The sequence below is a fragment of the Streptomyces sp. NPDC043996 genome (assembly GCF_056435225.1).
Window position 1 is genome coordinate 158,195 of record NZ_JBWKEY010000008.1, and the last position, 18,403, is coordinate 176,597.

The window sequence follows — 18,403 nt, forward strand, 5'->3', positions numbered from 1 at the left end:
CTAAGCGGTCGCTTGCCCTAGGGGAACAGGGTCAGCCGCCCCCGGCGGAGCGCCGCTTGGGCTTGGCCCGCACGTGCATGCGCTCCCCCTGCGGCCCGAACAGGCTCAGGAACTCGGCGGGGCCCTCGCCGGTGGAGCCGAACCAGTGCGGCACGCGCGTGTCGAACTCGGCGGCCTCCCCCGCCGTCAGGACCACGTCGTGCTCGCCGAGCACCAGGCGCAGCCGCCCGGACAGGACGTACAGCCACTCGTACCCCTCGTGCGTGCGCGGGTCGGGCTCGGCGGCGCGCTGGGGCTCGATGACCTTGTACGCCTGGAGGCCGCCGGGCTGACGGGTCAGGGGCACCATCGTGCGGCCGTGCCGCACGATGGGCTTGGCCCGCACGCGCGGATCGCCGACGGGCGGGGCGCCGACGAGCTCGTCGAGCGGGACCTGGTGGGCGCGGGCGATGGGCAGGAGCAGTTCGAGGCTCGGCTTGCGCCCGCCCGACTCCAGGCGCGACAGGGTGCTGACGGAGATGCCGGTGGCCGCGGAGAGCTCGGCGAGCGTCGCGCCGCGCTCCTTGCGGATCGCGCGGAGGCGGGGGCCGACGGCGGTCAGGACCTTGTCGGTCGCGCCGCCGTCGACTCCCTCGCCGCCACCGTCCCCGCCGACCGCGCCGCCGTCCCCCTCATGCCCATGCGTGTGACTCTCTTCGCGTCCCATGCGCCCATTGCAGAATCGGCAACGCGCGATGTCAAACCCGCATCACCGGCCCCACGGGCCGGGGCGTCACCGGGCGAAGACCTGGAACGCCACCGCGGGCGTCCCGCCGAAGCGGGGCGCGAGCCGCTCGGCGATGTCCCCGAGGAACGAGCGGCAGTATTTCTCCGGGTCCTCTTCGGTGAGGGCCTCCAGGTAGGCGCGGTGCTCCAACAGGGACTGGATGGAGCGTTCGAGGCCCGGCCGCGCGTCCACCGCGTGCGTCGGCCGGTCGGTGCCCGCCACGGCGACCCAGCGCACCCCGTTCCACGGCTCCAGGCCCTGCTCGGTCAGCTCCGGGAAGATCCAGCGGTTGCCCGCGTCGGCGACCGCGTCCAGGGTGGCGCGGCCGACGGCGACGTGGTCGGGGGTGTTCCAGGCGACACCGCCCCACGTGTCCTGGTAGTTGAGCGTGATCACCAGCTCGGGCCGGTGCCTGCGGACCGCGGCGGCGATGTCGCGGCGCAGCGCCGTGCCGTACTCGATCACGCCGTCGGCGTGGTCGAGGAACTCGACGGTGTCCACGCCGACGACGGCGGCACTGGCGCGCTGCTCCCGCTCGCGCACGGGTCCCGCCTCGGCGGGCGCCAGGGTGTCGATCCCGGCCTCGCCGCGGGTGGCGAGCAGGTACGTCACCTCGCGTCCTGCGTCCGTCCACGCGGCGATGGCGCCCGCGCAGCCGTACTCCAGATCGTCCGGGTGGGCGACCACGGCGAGGGCCCGCTGCCAGTCCTCAGGCATGGGCGTGAGCTGGTCAGGGGCGGCGGCGCTGTGCTGGGGCTCGGTCATGCCCGCAGCCTATACAGCGCCGCCGTCCGCCCCGATACGGCGTCAGATGTCGCCCCGCGCCAGGCCGATGAGCCGGTCGAGCACCCGCGGCCCGCTCGCGCGCACCCCGTCGTGCTCGTACTCGTCGGTGACCCAGGTGCGCAGGCCACGGATCGCGCGGGCGGTGCGCAGCGAGTCCTCGGTGTCGACGTACAGGTCGTCGTGGTAGACGGCCGCCGCGACGGGCACCTCGTTGGCGGCGAGGCGCTCGGCGTCGTACAGCGGGGCCCAGTCGACCCGTTCGGCGAGCAGGTCAGCGGTCTCGCGCAGCGGCCGCAGGGCCGGGTCGGAGTCGAACATCCAGCGCTGGATGGCCTCCCCGGTGAAGAGCACAGGATCGCCGCCCGCGAGGGCCTTGCCCGCGTCGAAGGCCGGGAACGCGCCGCGCACCCGCTCGGCGGACCAGGCGGTGGGCCGCCCTCCCTGGGCGTAGCAGGCCTCTTGCAGGAGCGCGTACAGCGGGTGTCCCGCGTAGGACAGGAGGGCCTGGGTCTGCTCCTGGAAGGCGTCCGAGAGGGCGTGGCCCGCGGGCGTGCGCACGAAGGCGTCCTCCAGGAGGTAGTGCAGCCGGTGGCTGCCGTCGCCGGTGCCCAGGAGGATGCCGAGGGACTGGAAGGCCTCGGCGGTGAGGCGGTAGCCGCCGTTCAGGACGGGCTCGTGCTCCGCGACGTACTCGGCGACGCGCCGGGCCCGTTCGACGTCCTGCGGGTAACGCGCGTAGTGGGCGAGGGACTTGCGCTCCATGCGCGGGTAGGCGGCGCGGTACACGTCGTCCGCGTGCCCGTCCAGGGTCGGCAGGCCGCCGGTGATGAGCACGGTGGCCAGGCCTTCCGGCGCCGCCGACAGGTAGTGCGTGGCGCAGAAGCCGCCGAAGCTCTGGCCGAGGACGGTCCAGGGCGCGCCGCCGGTCACCTCGTGGCGGATGGCCTCGCAGTCGCGCACGATGGCGTCGGCGCGGAAGTGCCCCAGGTACGCGGCCTGTTCGCGGGGGCCGCCGCGCAGGGGCAGCGTCTGGCGGTTGGCGGGCGTGGAGGCGCCGGTGCCGCGCTGGTCGAGCAGCAGCACGCGGTGGTCGCGCAGGGCGCGGCCGAGCCAGGCCTGCGTTCCGGAGAACCGATTCGCCCCGAAGCCGGGACCGCCCTGGAGGTACAGCAGCCACGGCAGGTCTTCGCCCGCGCGGGACGCCGCCACGCACTCCCGGGCGAAGAGTTCGAGCCGCTCCCCCGACGGCTCGTCGTGATCGAGCGGCACGCTGAACCGGCGGTCGGTGAGGACGACTCCGGGCTGGCGGTAGGTGACGGTCACGACGGCTCCTGAGCGGGTACGGGGCGTTTTCGGGGCAACGTATCGCACGCCCCGGACGCGCGCGTACCCTGCACCCATCCGATGACCGAGGAGAAGCACGGCGAATCAGGGCGAACCGAGGACCGCCCGAGGACAGCCTGAGGAGTCCTAAGGAGACCTGAGGAGATGGGGACGGCGATGCGGGTCGCGCTCTTCGTGACGTGTGTCAATGACACGCTCTATCCGGACACGGGCCGCGCCGTGCTGAAACTCCTGACCAGGCTGGGAGTCGAGGTCGACTTCCCGCAGGCGCAGACCTGCTGCGGACAGGCGCACTACAACACCGGCTACCGCCACCAGGCGGAGCCGCTCGCCGCGCACTACTCCGATGTCTTCGGCGGGTACGAGGCGGTCGTGACGCCCTCGGGGTCCTGCGCGGCGATGGTGCGGGAGCTGTATCCGCGCCTGGGCGAACGGGCGCGGGCCGAGGGCCGGGGCGCGGAGCTCGCGGCGGCGCTCGCGCCGGTGGTGCCCAAGACGTACGAGCTCACCGAGTTCCTGGTCGACGTCCTCGGCGTGACGGACGTCGGCGCGTACTACCCGCACACGGTGACCTACCACCCGACGTGCCACGGGCTGCGCGCGCTCCGGCTCGGCGACCGTCCGACGCGGCTGCTGCGCGCGGTCAAGGGCCTTGACCTGGTGGAGCTGCCGGGCGCCGAGGAGTGCTGCGGCTTCGGCGGCACGTTCGCCGTGAAGAACCCCGACGTGTCGGCGGCGATGGGCGTGGACAAGGTGCGCGGCGCGGAGTCGACGGGCGCCGAGGTGCTGTGCGCCGCCGACAACTCCTGTCTGACGCACATCGGCGGCACCATGGCGCGGCTGCGCACCCCGCTGCGTCCGGTGCACCTCGCGGAGATCCTGGCGAGCACGGAAGCGGAGCCCCTGTCATGAGCGGCACCTTCGTCGGCATGCCCGCCTTTCCGCGCGCGGCGCGCGCGGCCGTGCGCGATGACACGCTGCGGGCCAACCTGCGCCACGCGACCCGCACCATCCGCGACAAGCGCGCCCGCGCCGTCGCCGAACTGGACGACTGGGAGCGCCTGCGCGAGGCGGGCAAGCGCGTCAAGGACCACACCCTGCGCCATCTCGACCGGCATCTGCTGCGCCTGGAGGAGGCGGTGACGGCGGCGGGCGGCACGGTGCACTGGGCCGCCGACGCGGACGAGGCCAACCGGATCGTGACGCGGCTCGTCCAGGAGACCGGCGAGTCGGAGGTCGTCAAGGTCAAGTCGATGGCCACGCAGGAGATCGGCCTCAACGAGGCCCTGGAGGCGGCGGGCATCCGCGCCTACGAGACCGATCTCGCCGAGCTCATCGTCCAGCTGGGCCGGGACCGCTCCTCGCACATCCTGGTGCCCGCCATCCACCGCAACCGGGGCGAGATCCGCGACATCTTCCGCGCGGAGATGGCGCGTTGGGGCCGCCCGGCCCCCGACGGGCTCACCGACGCGCCCGCCGAACTCGCCGAGGCCGCGCGGCTGCACCTGCGGGAGAAGTTCCTGCGCGCGAGGGTCGGCGTCAGCGGCGCGAACTTCATGGTCGCCGAGACCGGCACGATGGTCGTCGTGGAGTCCGAGGGCAACGGCCGCATGTGCCTGACGCTGCCCGAGACGCTGATCTCGGTCGTCGGCATCGAGAAGGTCGTGCCGACGTGGCGGGACCTGGAGGTGTTCCTGCAGACGCTGCCGCGCTCCTCGACGGCGGAGCGGATGAACCCGTACACGTCGATGTGGACCGGCACCACCGAGGCGGACGGGCCGCGCTTCTTCCATCTGGTGCTGCTCGACAACGGGCGCACCGACACCCTCGCCGACGAGGTCGGCAGGCAGGCCCTTCGCTGCATCCGCTGCTCGGCGTGCCTCAATGTGTGCCCGGTGTACGAGCGGGCGGGCGGGCACGCGTACGGCTCGGTGTACCCGGGGCCGATCGGCGCGATCCTCAGCCCCCAGCTGCGCGGCACCCTCAGTGAGATCGACGCCTCGCTGCCGTACGCGTCGTCGCTGTGCGGCGCCTGCTACGACGTGTGCCCCGTCGCCATCGACATCCCCGAGGTCCTGGTGCACCTGCGCGAGCGCGTCGTGGAGGGCGGCGAGGTGACCCGGCACGGCGTCAGGGTGCGCCTGCGGCCCGCCAAGGGGCACGCGGCGGAGCGGGCGGCGATGCGGGCCGCGGCGTTCGCCTTCCGGCGCCCGCGGGTGCTGCGGGCGGGCCAGCGCCTGGCGTCCGCGACGCGCGCCGTCCACCCGCGCGCGCTGCCGGGACCCGGCCGGGCGTGGAGCGCCTTCCGGGAGCTGCCCGAGGTCCCCGCGGAGTCGTTCGGGCAGTGGTGGCGCCGCACGCGCGGCGACGGCGACGGAGGCGGGGCATGAGCGGCAGGGACGTGGTCCTGGGACGGATCGGCCGGGCGCTCGGGCCGCGGCCCGAGGAGCCGTACGCGGACGCGGTGCCCCGCGACTACCTGCGCGCGCACGGCACCCGCACCGAGGAGCAGACCGTGGACCTGCTCGCGGAGAACCTCGCGGACTACCGGGCCCTCGTGCACCGCACGGACGCGGACGGCCTCGCGGAGCTGCTGACGCGGCTGCTCGCCCGGCGCGGCGCGGCGACGGTGCTCGTGCCGCCCGGCCTGCCGCCGGAGTGGCTGGAGGCCGCCGCCGCGGTCCGCGTCCACGACCGGGCGGCGCAGACGCCGCAAGAGCTCGACCGGATCGACAGCGTCGTCACGGGCTGCGCGGTCGCGATCGCCGAGACGGGCACGCTCGTCCTGGACGGCTCGCCCGACCAGGGCCGCCGCCGGATCACCCTGGTCCCCGATCACCATGTGTGCGTCGTACGGGTCCCGGACCAGGTCGTCGCCTCCGTGCCGCTGGCGCTCGAACGGCTCGATCCCGTGCGCCCCCTCACCTGGATCTCGGGTCCTTCGGCGACCAGCGACATCGAGCTGGACCGGGTCGAGGGCGTGCACGGGCCGCGCACCCTGGAAGTGGTGCTGGTGAGCGGGGTGTGACGGGCGCGGTTACGTTAAGGGAATGATCCGGTTCGAGCAGGTGACCAAGCGCTATCCGGACGGTACGACGGCCGTGGACGACCTCTCGTTCGAGGTCGCCGAGGGCGAGCTGGTCACGCTCGTCGGCCCGTCCGGCTGCGGCAAGACGACCACGATGATGATGGTCAACCGGCTCATCGAGCCCACGTCGGGCCGCGTCCTCGTGGACGGCGAGGACATCGCGGGCCTCGACCCGGTGCGCCTGCGCCGCCGCATCGGCTACGTCATCCAGCAGGTCGGCCTCTTCCCGCACCGCACCGTCCTGGACAACACGGCGACGGTGCCCGCGCTGATCGGCTGGAAGCGCGCCAGGGCGCGGGCCCGCGCCGCCGAGCTGCTCGACCTGGTGGGCCTCGACCCCGCGACGTACGGCCCCCGCTACCCCGAACAGCTCTCCGGCGGCCAGCGCCAGCGCGTCGGCGTGGCCCGCGCGCTCGCCGCCGACCCGCCGGTGCTCCTGATGGACGAGCCGTTCGGCGCCGTCGACCCGGTGGTGCGCGAGCGGCTGCAGAACGAGTTCCTGAACCTCCAGCGGACCGTGCGCAAGACCGTCCTCATGGTCACCCACGACATCGAGGAGGCGGTGCGGCTCGGGGACCGCGTCGCCGTGTACGGGCAGGGCCGCATCGAGCAGTTCGACACGCCGGGCGCGGTGCTCGGCACGCCCGCCACGCCGTACGTCGCGGAGTTCGTGGGCGCCGACCGGGGCCTGAAGCGGCTCTCGGTGACCGTCATCGAGGCCGACGACCTGGAGCAGCCGCCCCTCGCCCGCCTGGAGGAGCCCGCCGCGGTCGCCGCGGCCCGGCTGCGGGCCGACGGGGCGCGCTGGGCGATGGTCCTGAACTCCGGGGGCGATCTGCACGGCTGGGTCGGCGTCGACGAGGTCGCCCTCGCCGGGGACGGCGCCACGGTCGGCGACCTGGCGCACCGCATGAACGCCTGGCTGCCCGTGGGCGCCTCCCTGAAGCAGGCCTTCGGCGTGATGCTCCAGCACGACGCCGGGTGGGTCGCGGTGGTGGACGGGGCGCGCTTCGTGGGCGTCCTCACCCCGGCGAAGCTGCACGAGGCGCTGCGGCGCTCGGTGGACGCGGATGCCCAAGGGGTGGGCAGGGACGAGGTGGAGTTCGACTCGGTCGCTGACGCGTGAGCGCCCCGTAGGGGCGCGGGGAACTGCGCGACCAGCCACGACGGAGCGGCGGACACCTCACCGCAGCAGGCCCTTGTCCTTGAGGTACTTCCTCGCCACGTCCTCGGGGAGGCGGCGCCAGCTGTCGACCTGGCGGTTCATGTCCGCGAGGTCCTTCGTCGTCAGGACGGTGTTGAGGCGGCCCAGCGCGCGGGCCACGCGGGCGCTGCCCGCGCGGGAGCGGTTGACGACGGGGACCACGTAGTCGGCGTTCTGGAGGTGCTTGTCGTCGGCGAGCAGGACCAGGCCGAACTCGTCGAGGGTCGCGTCCGTGGACGTGGTGAGCACCATCTGGTCCCGGCCGCTCTGCACCGCCTTCTTGGCCTGGGTGGTGCCGACGCCCTTGGGGTCCACGCCGGTGATGTCGATGCCGTACACCGCCTTCAGGCCGGGCTCGCAGTAGGGGCGCTGGACGCATTCGTCGCCCGCGGCGAGGCGCACCTTCAGGCCCGACGCGCCCAGGTCGGTGAGGGTCTTGAGGCGGTGCTCGCGGGCGTAGGAGGCGGCGACCGCGAAGGCGTTCTGGTCGACGGCGCGGCCGGGGTCGAGGACGGTCAGGCCGCGCGGGGCGGCGAGGGAGCGCAGGGCCTTCATGGTGGTGTCGAGGTCGGGCGAGCCGACGGGCTTGGCGTCGGCGCCGTTGACCTTGGCGTTCAGCCAGTCCGCGAAGGTCGCCGCGTACTCGGGCACGACGTCGATCTGCCCGGACTCCAGGGCCGGTTCGTACAGTTCGCGGTTGGCGACGGACAGGAACTCCGTGTCGTATCCGGCCTTGTCGAGGAGCAGCGCGTACATGTGCGCGAGCAGGTCGCTCTCGGTGAAGCCCGCCGAGCCGACGACGAGGTCCTCGCTGTCGCCGGGCGGCGCGGTGACCTCGCCGCGGTTCTCCAGGGCGGGGCCGGAGTCGCAGCCGGAGGCGAGCACGGCGCACGCCAGGAGCGCGCATCCCGCGAGACGGGTCCGCCACGTCATTCGGCTCTCCTCTTGCGCGTCGTTCTGGCCCCGCCGGGCGCGAGCCGTTCGGCGGCCTCGAAGACGCCCTCCACGGCCAGGGCGAAGGCGGCGACGAGCACCGCGCCCGCCACCACCTGCGGGGTGCTGGCCAGGTTGAACCCGGCGGTGATGATCCGGCCGAGGCCGCCGCCGCCCGCGAGGGCCGCGATGGTGGCGGTGGCGACGAGCTGCACGGCGGCGATGCGCACCCCGCTCATGATCAGCGGCAGCGCGAGCGGCGCCTCGACCCGCCACAGCAGCTGCCACCCGGTCATGCCCATGCCCCGGGCGGCCTGGACGACGCCGCGGTCGACCTCGCGCATCCCGACGTAGGCGTTGGTCAGCAGCGGCGGCACCGCGAACAGGACCAGGGCGACGACGGTCGGCCCCTCGCCCCAGTCGCCGATCGGGGTGAGCAGGAGCAGGACGAGGACCGCGAAGGTCGGCACCGCGCGGCCGGCGTTGGAGAGGTTCACGGCGAGCGCCCCGCCCCTGCCGAGGTGGCCGAGGACGAGGGCGACGGGCAGCGCGACGAGGCAGCTGATCAGCAGGCACACCACGGTCAGGACGAGGTGCTGGGCGAGCCGGTGCCCGATGCCGTCGTCGCCCGCCCAGTGCGCGGACGTGCTCAGCCAGTCCCAGGCGTCGGCGAGGGTCTTCACGCGCGCCCCGCCCTCGTCCACGGCGTGAGCAGGCGCTGGACGCCGAGCAGGGCCACGTCGGCGGCGACGGCGATCACCACGCACAGCACGGACGCCGTGAGGACCTGGGCCTTGAAGTAGGTGTTCATGCCCGCGTAGATCAGGTTGCCGAGGCCGCCGAAGCCGACGATCGCGCCGACGGTGACCAGCGAGACGGCGGAGACGGTGGCGATGCGCAGGCCCGCCATGGCGGCGGGCAGCGCGAGCGGCAGCTCCACGGTCAACAGCAGCCGGATCGGCCCGTAGCCCATGCCGCGGGCGGCCTGCCGGGTCTCCTCGGGCACGCCGCGCAGACCGGCGAGGATGTTCCGTACGAGCAGCGTCAGGGAGTACAGGACGAGCCCGGCGACGACGAGCGCCGAGGACAGGCCGTAGACGGGGAGCAGCAGCGAGAACATCGCGAGCGACGGGATCGTGTACAGGACGGTGGTGACGGCGAGGACGGGCCCGGCCGCGAGGCCCCAGCGGCGGGCGACGACCGCGAGCGGCAGCGCGATGGCGAGCCCGATGAGGACGGAGACCGCCGTCAGCTCCAGGTGCTGGAGCACGGCGTCGAGCAGGATGTGGCGGCGGGTGCGCAGATACTCGCCGCAGATCCACTCGTTGCGCGCGAGGCAGTCGTCCGGGGGCGCGGTCACCCGTCCATTCCACCGGGGCGGGCGCGCGACGGCGCGTCTTGCTGGACCGTACGGGGGCCGGGGCGGGCCCTTGGAACCCCCGGCCCCCTGTCCGTTCCGCGCGCCCGGCCCTATGCTTCCGGTCCGGTGCGTCCCGGGAGGACCCATGGCCGTCGGACCCGCGACCAGCGAGACCGTCTACGAACCGGTGCCCTTCTGGGCGCGGATCCCGCACGGGATCTGGCTGCACGAGGCCACGTCCGTGGCGGTCGACTCCGCGGACCGCGTCTATGTCTTCAACCGCGGCAACATGCCGGTCCTGGTCTTCGACCGGGACGGACACATCGTCGACATGTGGGGCAACGACACGCCGTTCGCGGGAACGGAGCTGATCGAGAACCCGTACGGCACGCTGACGCCGCGCTGGAAGGGCTGCCGCTTCGTCCATCCGCACGCCGTCACCATCGACCACGAGGACCACCTCTGGCTCGTCGACGACATCGGCAACACGATCACCAAGACGGACCGCAAGGGCAACACCCTGCTCGTGCTCGGCACCGGCCGCCCCACCGGCTTCCAGAGCGGGGAGCCCTTCAACCGCCCCACCGACGTGGCGGTGTCGCCGCTGACGGGCGACGTCTTCGTGTCGGACGGCTACGGCAACTCCCGGGTGCACCGCTACGACGCGCGGGGGCGCCATCTGCTGTCCTGGGGCGCGCCGGGCAGCGACGAGGGCCGGTTCAGCCTGCCCCACAACCTGGCGCTGTTCGGCGATGACGCGGTGATCGTGTGCGACCGCGAGAACCACCGCGTCCAGGTCTTCTCGCTTGACGGCGAGTTCCACACCTCCTGGCACGTCCACAAGGCCGTCGCCGTCTGCGCGGGCAAAGGCGCGGACACGGGGGTGTACGTCGCCGAGCAGGGGCCGCCGCCGGTGCAGCACGGCGTGCCGGGCCTCGGGCACCGGGTCCAGGTCTACGACCGCGCGGGCCGGAGCGTGGCCCGGTTCGGCGCCGAGCTGCCCGGTGAGGCGCCGGACCAGTTCAACTGGCCGCACGGCGTCGCCGTGGACTCCGAGGGCAGCGTGTACGCGGCGGAGGTCTCGTACGTGGAGGCGGGGAGCAAGCTGACCCCGCCCCGGGAACTGGTGAGCCTGCGCAAGTGGCGCCGCGTGCGGGGCTGAGCGGGCCGCCGGCGGGCGCGGCGGGGCGTCGCCACGGAGCCGCGCGTACGCCTTCGCGAATTCCCGGGGGCGGTGCCCGACCCCGGCGCGGGGCGCGAACTGGCCGCCTCCGCAGCGCATTTACGGCCATACCGCCGCACTCGGGCTTCTTGACACCCCGGATTGGTATAGGCCAACATCCGCCTCGTTCGCACCCGTTCCGCCGTGGCGAGCCGAACCGAGCACACGGCCCGCCCCGCGCCCCTTCGGAGGTTCCCCATGGCAAGCACCAGCCACCCGCACCTCACCCGCCTTGCCAACGCCGTCCTCCAGCCGGGGTTCGTGGGCACCACCGCGCCCGACTGGGTGCGCCGCAGGATCGCCGAAGGGCTGACCTCCGTGGTCCTGTTCGGCCGCAACATCGAGAGCCCCGAGCAGGTCGCCGCGCTCACCGCGGCGCTGCGCGCCGAGAACCCGGACCTGATCGTCGCCATCGACGAGGAGGCGGGCGACGTGACGCGCATCGACGCGCGCACCGGCGCGTCCTGGCCGGGCAACCTCGCCCTCGGCGCCATCGACGACCCCGAGCTCACCGAGAGCGTCGCCCGCGACATCGGCCGCCAGCTGCGCGCGATCGGCGTGTCCCTGGACTACGCGCCGAGCGCGGACGTGAACTCCAACCCGATGAACCCCGTGATCGGGGTGCGCTCCTTCGGCGCCCGCACCGACGTCGTCTCGCGGCACACCGCCGCCTGGATCCGCGGCCTGCAGTCCGCCGGGGTCGCCGCCTGCGCCAAGCACTTCCCCGGGCACGGCGACACCAACGTCGACTCCCACCACGGCCTGCCGCGGTTCGCCGCCGACGCCGAGGAGATCACCCGGACCGCCCTGCCGCCGTTCGCCACCGCGATGGAGTCGGGCGTACGGGCGATCATGACCGCGCACATGCTCGTGCCCGCGTACGACAGCGAGCTGCCCGCGACGCTCAGCCCCCGCGTCCTCGGCGACGTGCTGCGCGGCGAGCTCGGCTTCCAGGGGATGGTGGTCACCGACGGCATCGAGATGAGCGCCGTCTCCGGGCCCTACGGCATCGCGGGCGCCACCGTCCGCGCGGTCACCGCGGGCGTGGACGCGGTGTGCGTGGGCGGCGAGAGCGCCGAGCAGTCGACGGCGGACGACCTGCGCGACGCCCTCGTGCGGGCGGTGCTCGACGGGACGCTGCCCGAGGCGCGCCTCACCGAAGCCGCCGCCCGCGTGCGGGAGTTCGCCGCCTGGTCGGCGGGGCTCGGCCAGCGGACGGCCCCGGCCGCGGACACCTCCGGCATCGGCCTGGTCGCCGCGCGGCGCGCGGTGCGCGTGCACAGCGCGGCGGGCGCGGGGCTTCCGCTCACCGCCGATCCGCACGTCGTCGAGCTGTCCCCGGCGATGAGCCTCGCCGTCGACGGGGCCACCCCCTGGGGCGTCGCCGAACCGCTGCGGGCGCTGCGGCCCGGCACCACCTCCGTGCGTGTCGGCGAGGCCGAACTCACCGGCGACGCCGCGCTCCTGGACCGCGTAGCGCTCGCCCCCGCGACCGGCAGGGAGCTGGTGGTCGTCGTCCGCGACGCGGCCCGCCACCCCTGGATGGCCAAGGCCCTCGCGGACCTGGTGGGCCACCGCCCCGACGCCCTGGTCGTGGAGATGGGCGTGCCCGCGGGCGACCGCGTCGGCGCCGTCCACGTGACCACGTACGGCGCCACGCGCGTGTCCGGGATCGCGGTGGCGGAGGTCCTGGCCGGGGCCGCCTGAGCGCTTCGCTGGCCGCGCACCACGCGCCCGCGCGTCCCGCGCGGGCGCCCCGGCACGCCTCAACGCGGCGCGCCCGGAGGGGACTTGACACTCGCGTTTGGCCTAGTCCATCTTGGTGGCAACCGGGGCTGGTCTAGTCCTTTAACGGCCACTCGTCATCCTTCTCGGCCCTTCCCTGCTCTCTTCGGCCACCCGTGAGGGGCGCCGCCCCTCCCCGCCACCGCCGGGGCCCGAACCAGTCAGCGGTGCGCTTCCCGGTCCGGCGAACGCCGCTGTTCCCGGCCCGCGTCGGCGGCCGTGCTCCCGCCGTTCCCGACGCGCCTTCGCCCTCAAGGCTCCCCCCACGCTCGGAAACCGCGCGGCAGCCGTCGCTCCTGCCCACCTCAGCCACACACCCACGCCCAGGAGTACGCGCATGCCCGCATCCGACGCCCCGCTCCACCGAGCCGCATCGCCGAGCCCGTACTTCAGCGCGGACGGCGAGACCTACCTGACGCCCACCCCCCTGAAGGACATCCGCAAGTCCCGCCCGCTGCGCGTCCTCTCCGAGGAGCAGTACGCGTCCTGGCAGACGTACGGCTACGTGGTGGTGCGGGAGGCGATACCCGCCGCGGCGGCCCGGCGCCTGCTCGACTTCGCCTGGGAGTTCCAGGGCCTCGACCCGGACCGGCCCGACACCTGGTACGAGGAGCGGGAGTTCCGTACCGACCTGGAGCGGGATCTGTACGTCTACGGCTTCGTCGAGGCGTACCACCACCAGCTGATCTGGGACAGCCGCCAGACCCGGCGCGTCTACGACGCCTTCGTCGACGTCTGGGACTGCGAGGAGCTGTGGGTCACCCTCGACCGCCTGAACCTCAACCCCCCGAACGTCAAGAACCGCTCCCGCTCGCTGATCGCCTCCACGAACGAGGGCTTCGACATCGAGCTCCACTGGGACGTGGACTCCACGCTCAGCGTGCTCCCGCAACGCGTACAGGGCATCATCGCGCTCCACGACACCCGGCCCGAACTCGGCGGCTTCCAGTGCTCGCCGGAGCTGTTCCGGCACTTCGACCGCTGGCGGCTCGACCAGCCCGCCGACCGCGACCCCGTCCGGCCGAACACCGACCGCGCCGAGTTCCCCGTCATCCGCCCCGAACTCGGCGCGGGCGACCTGCTGATCTGGAACGGCATGCTCGCCCACGGCGTCGCGCCCAACACCTCCGCCGACGGCGTCCGCGCCGTGCAGTACCTGTCGATGATGCCCGCCCTGGAGGAGCACCAGGCGCTCCGGAACTCCCGCGTCGCGTCCTGGCGCCAGCTGAGCACCCCCGACTGGAACGCCACGCTGCTCGGCGACGCGCACCGCCATGAGTCCGAGCGCTACGCCGCCGCCGCGCTCACCCCGCTCGGCGAGCGGCTGCTCGGGCTCGCCTCCTGGTCCGAAGAGTCCACCGAGTTCGCCGGGGCCGCCGGGCCCGCGGCCGCCGCCCACCGGTGAACGGGAGAGCCACCATGCGCAAGATCTGCCTCGCCTTGCCCACCGACCGGGCCTGCGCCCCGATGGTCACCGCCCTCGGCCAGGAAGCCGCCCACGCGGCCGCGCACTTCGACGTCGAGGTGCACCTGCTGATCCTCGACTCCTCCGCACCACAGGACTTCGCCGAGCACGCCCGCGCCGCCCGCGCCGCCGTCGGTGTCCCGCACGTCGTCGTCCACCACCTCGACGAGGACGCGCAGCGCGCCTTCCTGCGCCAGGTCATCCAGCGCTCCGGCGCCCCGAAGCCCGAGCTGCTGCTCGACCTGATGCTGCCCGCGGCCCTGTCCTACGGCGCCTGCACCAACCGCGCCTTCCTCGTCGCCAGCGCCCTCGGCTGCGCGTCCGTCCACCGCAGGGACTCCGACAGCCGCTACCAGGTCCAGGGCGGCGAGCCCCGCTACCCCGTCCACCACGAGCTGGCCTCCCTCGGCAAGGCCGCGGCCGACGCCGCCCCCAGCGTCCACGAGAGCGCCCTGGACCCCGTGCACGACGACAAGCCGGTGGCCCTGGTGGGCGCCTCCTTCATCGGCGAACCCTCCGTCGACATCGACGAGATGCGCGCCCTGGACCCCGAGGTGTACTACGACGTCGTCAGCCTCTGGGCCGCCGCCGACGCACCCGAGGCCGACAAGCGCGCGCTCGTCGAGGAGTCCTTCCGGGGCGCGGGCACCGAGCCGTTCACCAAGGACCACGCCGTCCTGACCCACGTCGACCCCCTGCGCGTCGACATGTGCAACATCAGCTTCCACCAGGTCCACGAGCGGGTGCCGCTGCCCCCGGCCACCGACACCATCGGCAGCGACTACGTCCTGATGCACGTGGTGCGCCACGCCACGCTCCCCGGCGTCCTGCACAACCGCCACATCGTGAACTTCCACACCGCCGAACGCCGCACCGACCCCGGCTTCGCCGCCTACCACCTGCGGTTCACCAAGTTCTTCCTGTCGATGCTGTACCTCAACGACCTGTACGCGGCGCTCGCGCGGGCCGGTTCCTCGCTCCTCGACGACGCCCACGGCGTACGGGCCGCGCGCGTCGCCGAACTCGTCCGCGACAGCACCCGTCTGGACACGGCCGAGAACGAGCACCGCCTGGACGTGCTTGAGCGCTCCTACCGCCGACTCGGCGGCCGGTACGCCGAGTTCGCCGCGACCCTGCCCGCGCGCCGGGCCCGCCTGATCGACGAGGCACGCCAGGACATGGACGACTTCGCCCTGCTCATCGAGGCCTGGGCGGCCCTGACCCGGGCCAGCGCGGCCACGCACGTCCCCCGGCTCGGCCGGGAGCGGAACGAGCCATCGACATGACTGACACAGCTGACCTGACGGGCCTGGCCGATATGGCCGACACCCATGTCCCCGCACCGCTCCGCGCGGCCCTGGCCGCCGCCACCGAGGACCAGATCGTCTACGACCTGCCGGGCATCGAGCGGCGGTACGACGCGCTGCGGCGCGAACTGCCCGGCGTCGCCGTGCGGTTCGCGATGAAGGCCTGCCCGCTGGACGAGGTCCTCGCCCGCCTCGCCCGGCGCGGCGCCGGCTTCGACGCGGCGAGCCCGCACGAGATCACCCAGGCCCTCGCGACCGGCGTGCCCGCCGACCGGGTCCACTACGGCAACACCATCAAGTCCGACCGGAACATCGCCGCCGCGCACCGCCTCGGCATCAGGGACTTCGCGACCGACAGCGTCGAGGACGTCCTCGCGATCGCCGCCCTCGCCCCCGGGGCCCGGGTGTTCTGCCGCCTCGCCACCGACGGGCACGGCGCGCTGTGGGGCCTCAGCCACAAGTTCGGCTGCTCCCCCGCCGACGCCCTGCGGGTCATGGAGACGGCACGGGACACGGGCCTGACCCCGGCGGGCCTGTCCGTGCACGTCGGCTCGCAGCAGATGACGGCCGAGGCCTGGCGCTCGGCCCTTGAGCGCATGGCCGACGTCGTCGCGGCCCTCGACCGGCGCGGCCTGCACCTCGACCACGTCAACCTCGGCGGCGGCCTGCCCGCCCTCGGCTACCGCGACCGCCACGGCCGCCCCCTCCAGCCGCCCCTGGACAAGATCTTCGCCGTCATCCGCGAGGGCATCCGGCGACTGCGGGCCCTCTCCCAAACGCCCCTGGACTTCGTGATCGAGCCGGGCCGCCATCTCGTCGCCGACCACGGCGCGGTCCGCGCCCATGTGTCGAGGCTCTCCGCCCGGCGGCACGACACGGGCGCACCGCGGCACTGGCTGTACCTCAGCTGCGGCAAGTTCAACGGCCTGTACGAGATGGACGCGCTGCAGTACGCGCTGGTGTTCCCCACCCACCGCGGCGCCGACCGGGTCCCGGCCGTCATCGCGGGCCCCACCTGCGACAGCGACGACGCCTACAGCCACGAGCGGCTCGTCCGGGTGCCGCGCGCCGCCGCGTCCGGGGACCCGGTGTGGGTGCTTTCCAGCGGCGCGTACGCGACGAGTTACACGACCTTGGGGTTCAACGGCTTCGGCCCGCTGCCCCACACCTGGATACGCGGCGAACGCGACGCCCTGACGGGGGCGGCGCCGGGAGGACGACGGTAGATGCGCACCACCCCCCTGTCCCACACGACCGGCCCCGCCACCCTGTCCGGCCCCCGCATCCGGCCCATCGCCGAGGGCGACTGGGACGGCATCGCGGCCCTGGAGGCCGAGGCGTACACCCCCCTCGGCCTCTGCGAGGGCCAGGACGCGCTGCGGTCGCGCGCCCGCCCCTCGCCCGGCACCTGCTCCGTACTGACCAGCGAGGAGGGCACGGTGGGCTACGTCCTCGCGCTGCCCTACCCGCTGTTCCAGTGCCCCGACCTCACTCAGGAGGAGAGCGCCCCCTTCTCCTCCCGCAACCTGCACCTGCACGACCTCGTCATCGCCCGGCCCTGCCGCGGCCGGGGCCTCGCCCGGCGGCTGCTGCGCCATCTGTCGGCGGTGGCGCGGTCGCAGGGCTACGAACGGATCTCGCTGGTCGCCGTCGGCGGCAGCGACACCTACTGGTCGGCGCGCGGCTTCGAGCCGCATCCACAGGTCCCGCTCCCCGACGGCTACGGCACGGACGCGCTCTACATGTCGACGGCCCTGTCCGCCGCGCCCCCGGCCACCGCACTCCCCGAACGACGAAGAGGCTGATGTGACGCACATGTCGCGCGGGCGCGACGAGTTCCGCCGGACCCAGCTGGCCATCGCGGCGCTGTTCTGCGCCCTCGGCTTCCAGTACGCCACGTGGGCGGCGCGGCTGCCCGCGCTCAAGTCCCGCCTCGGCGCGAGCGAGGCCGAACTCGGGCTGCTCCTGATGGCCTGCGGGGTCGGGGCCGCGCTGTCCTTCCCGCTGGTCGCCGCCCTGACCCGGCGGTGGGGCTCGCGGCGCCTGGCGTTCGTCTCCGCCCTCTTCCTCGGCCTGCTGCTGCTCGCCCTCGCCGCCGCGCCGAACTATCCGGTCGCGCTGCTCGTGATGGTCGCCGACGGCGTGGGCGTCGGCTGTCTGAACGTCGCCATGAACGCGCAAGGGGCCGCCCTCGAAGCCCGCTACGGCCGCACGTCCATGGCCAAGCTGCACGCCACGTTCAGCGGCGGCTCGCTCGGCGCCGCCCTGCTCGCCTCCGGCGTCAGCGCGCTGACGCCGTCCGTGGCCCTGCACTTCGGCATCGCGGCCCTGCTGGTCCTGCTGCTCGCGATGTACGCCGAGCCGGGGCTCCTGACGGAGGAGCAGCCCGCCGACGAGCCCCGCGAGAAGACCCGCCGCGGCTGGGTCCCGCCCTCCGCCGTCACCCTGTGGATGGGGTGCGCCATGGTGTTCGGCACGGTGACGGAGGGCGCGATGAACGACTGGTCGGCGCTGTACCTGAAGGACGTCGCGCACGCGTCGGCGCGCGTCGCCCCGCTCGGCATCGCCGTCGTCTCCGTGATGATGGTGCTCGCGCGCCTGTTCGCCGACGGCTGGCGCACCCGCTGGGGCGACGCCCGCGTGGTCCGCGCGGGCAGCGTCCTGGCCGCCGCGGGCCTGGCCTCAGCGCTCCTGGCGGGCGGCGTCGTACCGGCCCTGCTCGGCTTCGCCTGCATGGGCCTCGGCATCGCCGCCGTCACGCCGTGCGTGTACGTGGCCGCCGCCCGGCAGGGCCCGCGGGCCCTCGCCCTGGTCGCCGCCATGGGCACGACCGGACTCCTGGCCGGGCCCCCGGTCATCGGCTTCATCGCGAGCGGCAGCAGCCTGGTCTGGGGCATGGCCACCGTCGCCCTCTCCGCCCTGCTCGTCTCCGTGTGCGCCCTGCGGATCCGCTGGACGCCCGTGGAGCGGACGGCCGGGGAACCCGTCTGAGCGGGCGGCTAAATCCGCCCTGTTGACCCTTTTCACCCGTTGCGTTCCGAGGCGTGTGCGACAGAGGGCGGCCACCAGGCAACCCCACGGCGCCCGTTGCCCTCCTTCAGCACTAGAGCCCCCGCGACGTCACGGGGGTCTCGGGGGATCCG

Annotated in this window: 17 protein-coding genes; 11 read left to right on the plus strand and 6 right to left on the minus strand. The window is 74.0% G+C overall.

The window, feature by feature from the left end; translation table 11 throughout:
* Positions 1-31 precede the first annotated feature (31 nt).
* The 3 genes from AC07A4_RS22200 to AC07A4_RS22210 all read right to left on the minus strand — a co-directional run bounded on the left by AC07A4_RS22200 (position 32) and on the right by AC07A4_RS22210 (position 2,875).
* Positions 32-706: a helix-turn-helix domain-containing protein gene (locus AC07A4_RS22200; RefSeq protein WP_478601305.1), complete on the minus strand. Its 675-nt coding sequence runs from the start codon at positions 704-706 to the stop codon at positions 32-34.
* Positions 707-772: 66 nt separating this feature from the next.
* On the minus strand, positions 773-1,531 hold the full coding sequence (locus tag AC07A4_RS22205) for a PIG-L deacetylase family protein (protein ID WP_478601307.1): 759 nt from the start codon (positions 1,529-1,531) through the stop codon (positions 773-775).
* A 42-nt stretch (positions 1,532-1,573) separates the two neighbouring features.
* Positions 1,574-2,875: an alpha/beta fold hydrolase gene (locus tag AC07A4_RS22210; RefSeq protein ID WP_478601309.1), complete on the minus strand. Its 1,302-nt coding sequence runs from the start codon at positions 2,873-2,875 to the stop codon at positions 1,574-1,576.
* 177 nt (positions 2,876-3,052) lie between these two features.
* Between AC07A4_RS22210 and AC07A4_RS22215 the strand changes: the two genes are divergently transcribed.
* From AC07A4_RS22215 to AC07A4_RS22230, 4 genes are read left to right on the plus strand one after another with little or no spacing between them, the layout of a single operon-like run.
* On the plus strand, positions 3,053-3,808 hold the full coding sequence (locus AC07A4_RS22215; RefSeq protein ID WP_478601689.1) for a (Fe-S)-binding protein: 756 nt from the start codon (positions 3,053-3,055) through the stop codon (positions 3,806-3,808).
* Positions 3,805-5,286 (plus strand): lactate utilization protein B, encoded by a 1,482-nt coding sequence (locus AC07A4_RS22220; protein WP_478601311.1) that lies wholly within the window; start codon positions 3,805-3,807, stop codon positions 5,284-5,286. Before AC07A4_RS22215 ends, AC07A4_RS22220 begins: the two co-directional genes overlap by 4 nt.
* A complete protein-coding gene (locus tag AC07A4_RS22225) occupies positions 5,283-5,924 on the plus strand; it encodes a LutC/YkgG family protein (protein ID WP_478601313.1) in 642 nt (213 codons plus the stop codon). The genes AC07A4_RS22220 and AC07A4_RS22225 overlap by 4 nt, the downstream gene beginning before the upstream one ends.
* 22 nt (positions 5,925-5,946) lie before the next feature.
* Positions 5,947-7,110 (plus strand): ABC transporter ATP-binding protein, encoded by a 1,164-nt coding sequence (locus AC07A4_RS22230; RefSeq protein WP_478601315.1) that lies wholly within the window; start codon positions 5,947-5,949, stop codon positions 7,108-7,110.
* 57 nt (positions 7,111-7,167) lie between these two features.
* Here AC07A4_RS22230 and AC07A4_RS22235 read toward each other — a convergent pair whose 3' ends face one another.
* The 3 genes from AC07A4_RS22235 to AC07A4_RS22245 are packed head-to-tail and all read right to left on the minus strand — an operon-like array spanning position 7,168 to position 9,481.
* Positions 7,168-8,121, minus strand: a complete 954-nt coding sequence (locus AC07A4_RS22235; protein ID WP_478601317.1) for an ABC transporter substrate-binding protein — start codon at positions 8,119-8,121, stop codon at positions 7,168-7,170.
* A complete protein-coding gene (locus tag AC07A4_RS22240) occupies positions 8,118-8,804 on the minus strand; it encodes an ABC transporter permease (RefSeq protein WP_478601691.1) in 687 nt (228 codons plus the stop codon). Before AC07A4_RS22240 ends, AC07A4_RS22235 begins: the two co-directional genes overlap by 4 nt.
* Complete coding sequence (locus AC07A4_RS22245; RefSeq protein ID WP_478601319.1) at positions 8,801-9,481, minus strand: ABC transporter permease; 681 nt, start codon at positions 9,479-9,481, stop codon at positions 8,801-8,803. Before AC07A4_RS22245 ends, AC07A4_RS22240 begins: the two co-directional genes overlap by 4 nt.
* 145 nt (positions 9,482-9,626) lie before the next feature.
* Between AC07A4_RS22245 and AC07A4_RS22250 the strand changes: the two genes are divergently transcribed.
* The 7 genes from AC07A4_RS22250 to AC07A4_RS22280 all read left to right on the plus strand — a co-directional run bounded on the left by AC07A4_RS22250 (position 9,627) and on the right by AC07A4_RS22280 (position 18,251).
* Positions 9,627-10,643 (plus strand): peptidyl-alpha-hydroxyglycine alpha-amidating lyase family protein, encoded by a 1,017-nt coding sequence (locus AC07A4_RS22250; RefSeq protein ID WP_478601320.1) that lies wholly within the window; start codon positions 9,627-9,629, stop codon positions 10,641-10,643.
* A gap of 258 nt (positions 10,644-10,901) precedes the next feature.
* Entirely contained in the window at positions 10,902-12,410 is a 1,509-nt protein-coding gene (locus tag AC07A4_RS22255; RefSeq protein WP_478601322.1) for a glycoside hydrolase family 3 protein, read from the plus strand.
* Between the two features lie 415 nt (positions 12,411-12,825).
* Positions 12,826-13,893: a phytanoyl-CoA dioxygenase family protein gene (locus tag AC07A4_RS22260; RefSeq protein WP_478601324.1), complete on the plus strand. Its 1,068-nt coding sequence runs from the start codon at positions 12,826-12,828 to the stop codon at positions 13,891-13,893.
* A gap of 14 nt (positions 13,894-13,907) precedes the next feature.
* A complete protein-coding gene (locus AC07A4_RS22265; RefSeq protein ID WP_478601326.1) occupies positions 13,908-15,239 on the plus strand; it encodes a DUF6271 family protein in 1,332 nt (443 codons plus the stop codon).
* Between the two features lie 32 nt (positions 15,240-15,271).
* Positions 15,272-16,486 (plus strand): type III PLP-dependent enzyme, encoded by a 1,215-nt coding sequence (locus tag AC07A4_RS22270; protein WP_478601693.1) that lies wholly within the window; start codon positions 15,272-15,274, stop codon positions 16,484-16,486.
* Positions 16,487-17,065, plus strand: coding sequence for a GNAT family N-acetyltransferase (locus AC07A4_RS22275; protein WP_478601328.1), 579 nt, complete (start codon positions 16,487-16,489; stop codon positions 17,063-17,065).
* A 10-nt stretch (positions 17,066-17,075) separates the two neighbouring features.
* On the plus strand, positions 17,076-18,251 hold the full coding sequence (locus AC07A4_RS22280) for an MFS transporter (protein WP_478601695.1): 1,176 nt from the start codon (positions 17,076-17,078) through the stop codon (positions 18,249-18,251).
* The last annotated feature ends 152 nt before the right edge of the window (positions 18,252-18,403 follow it).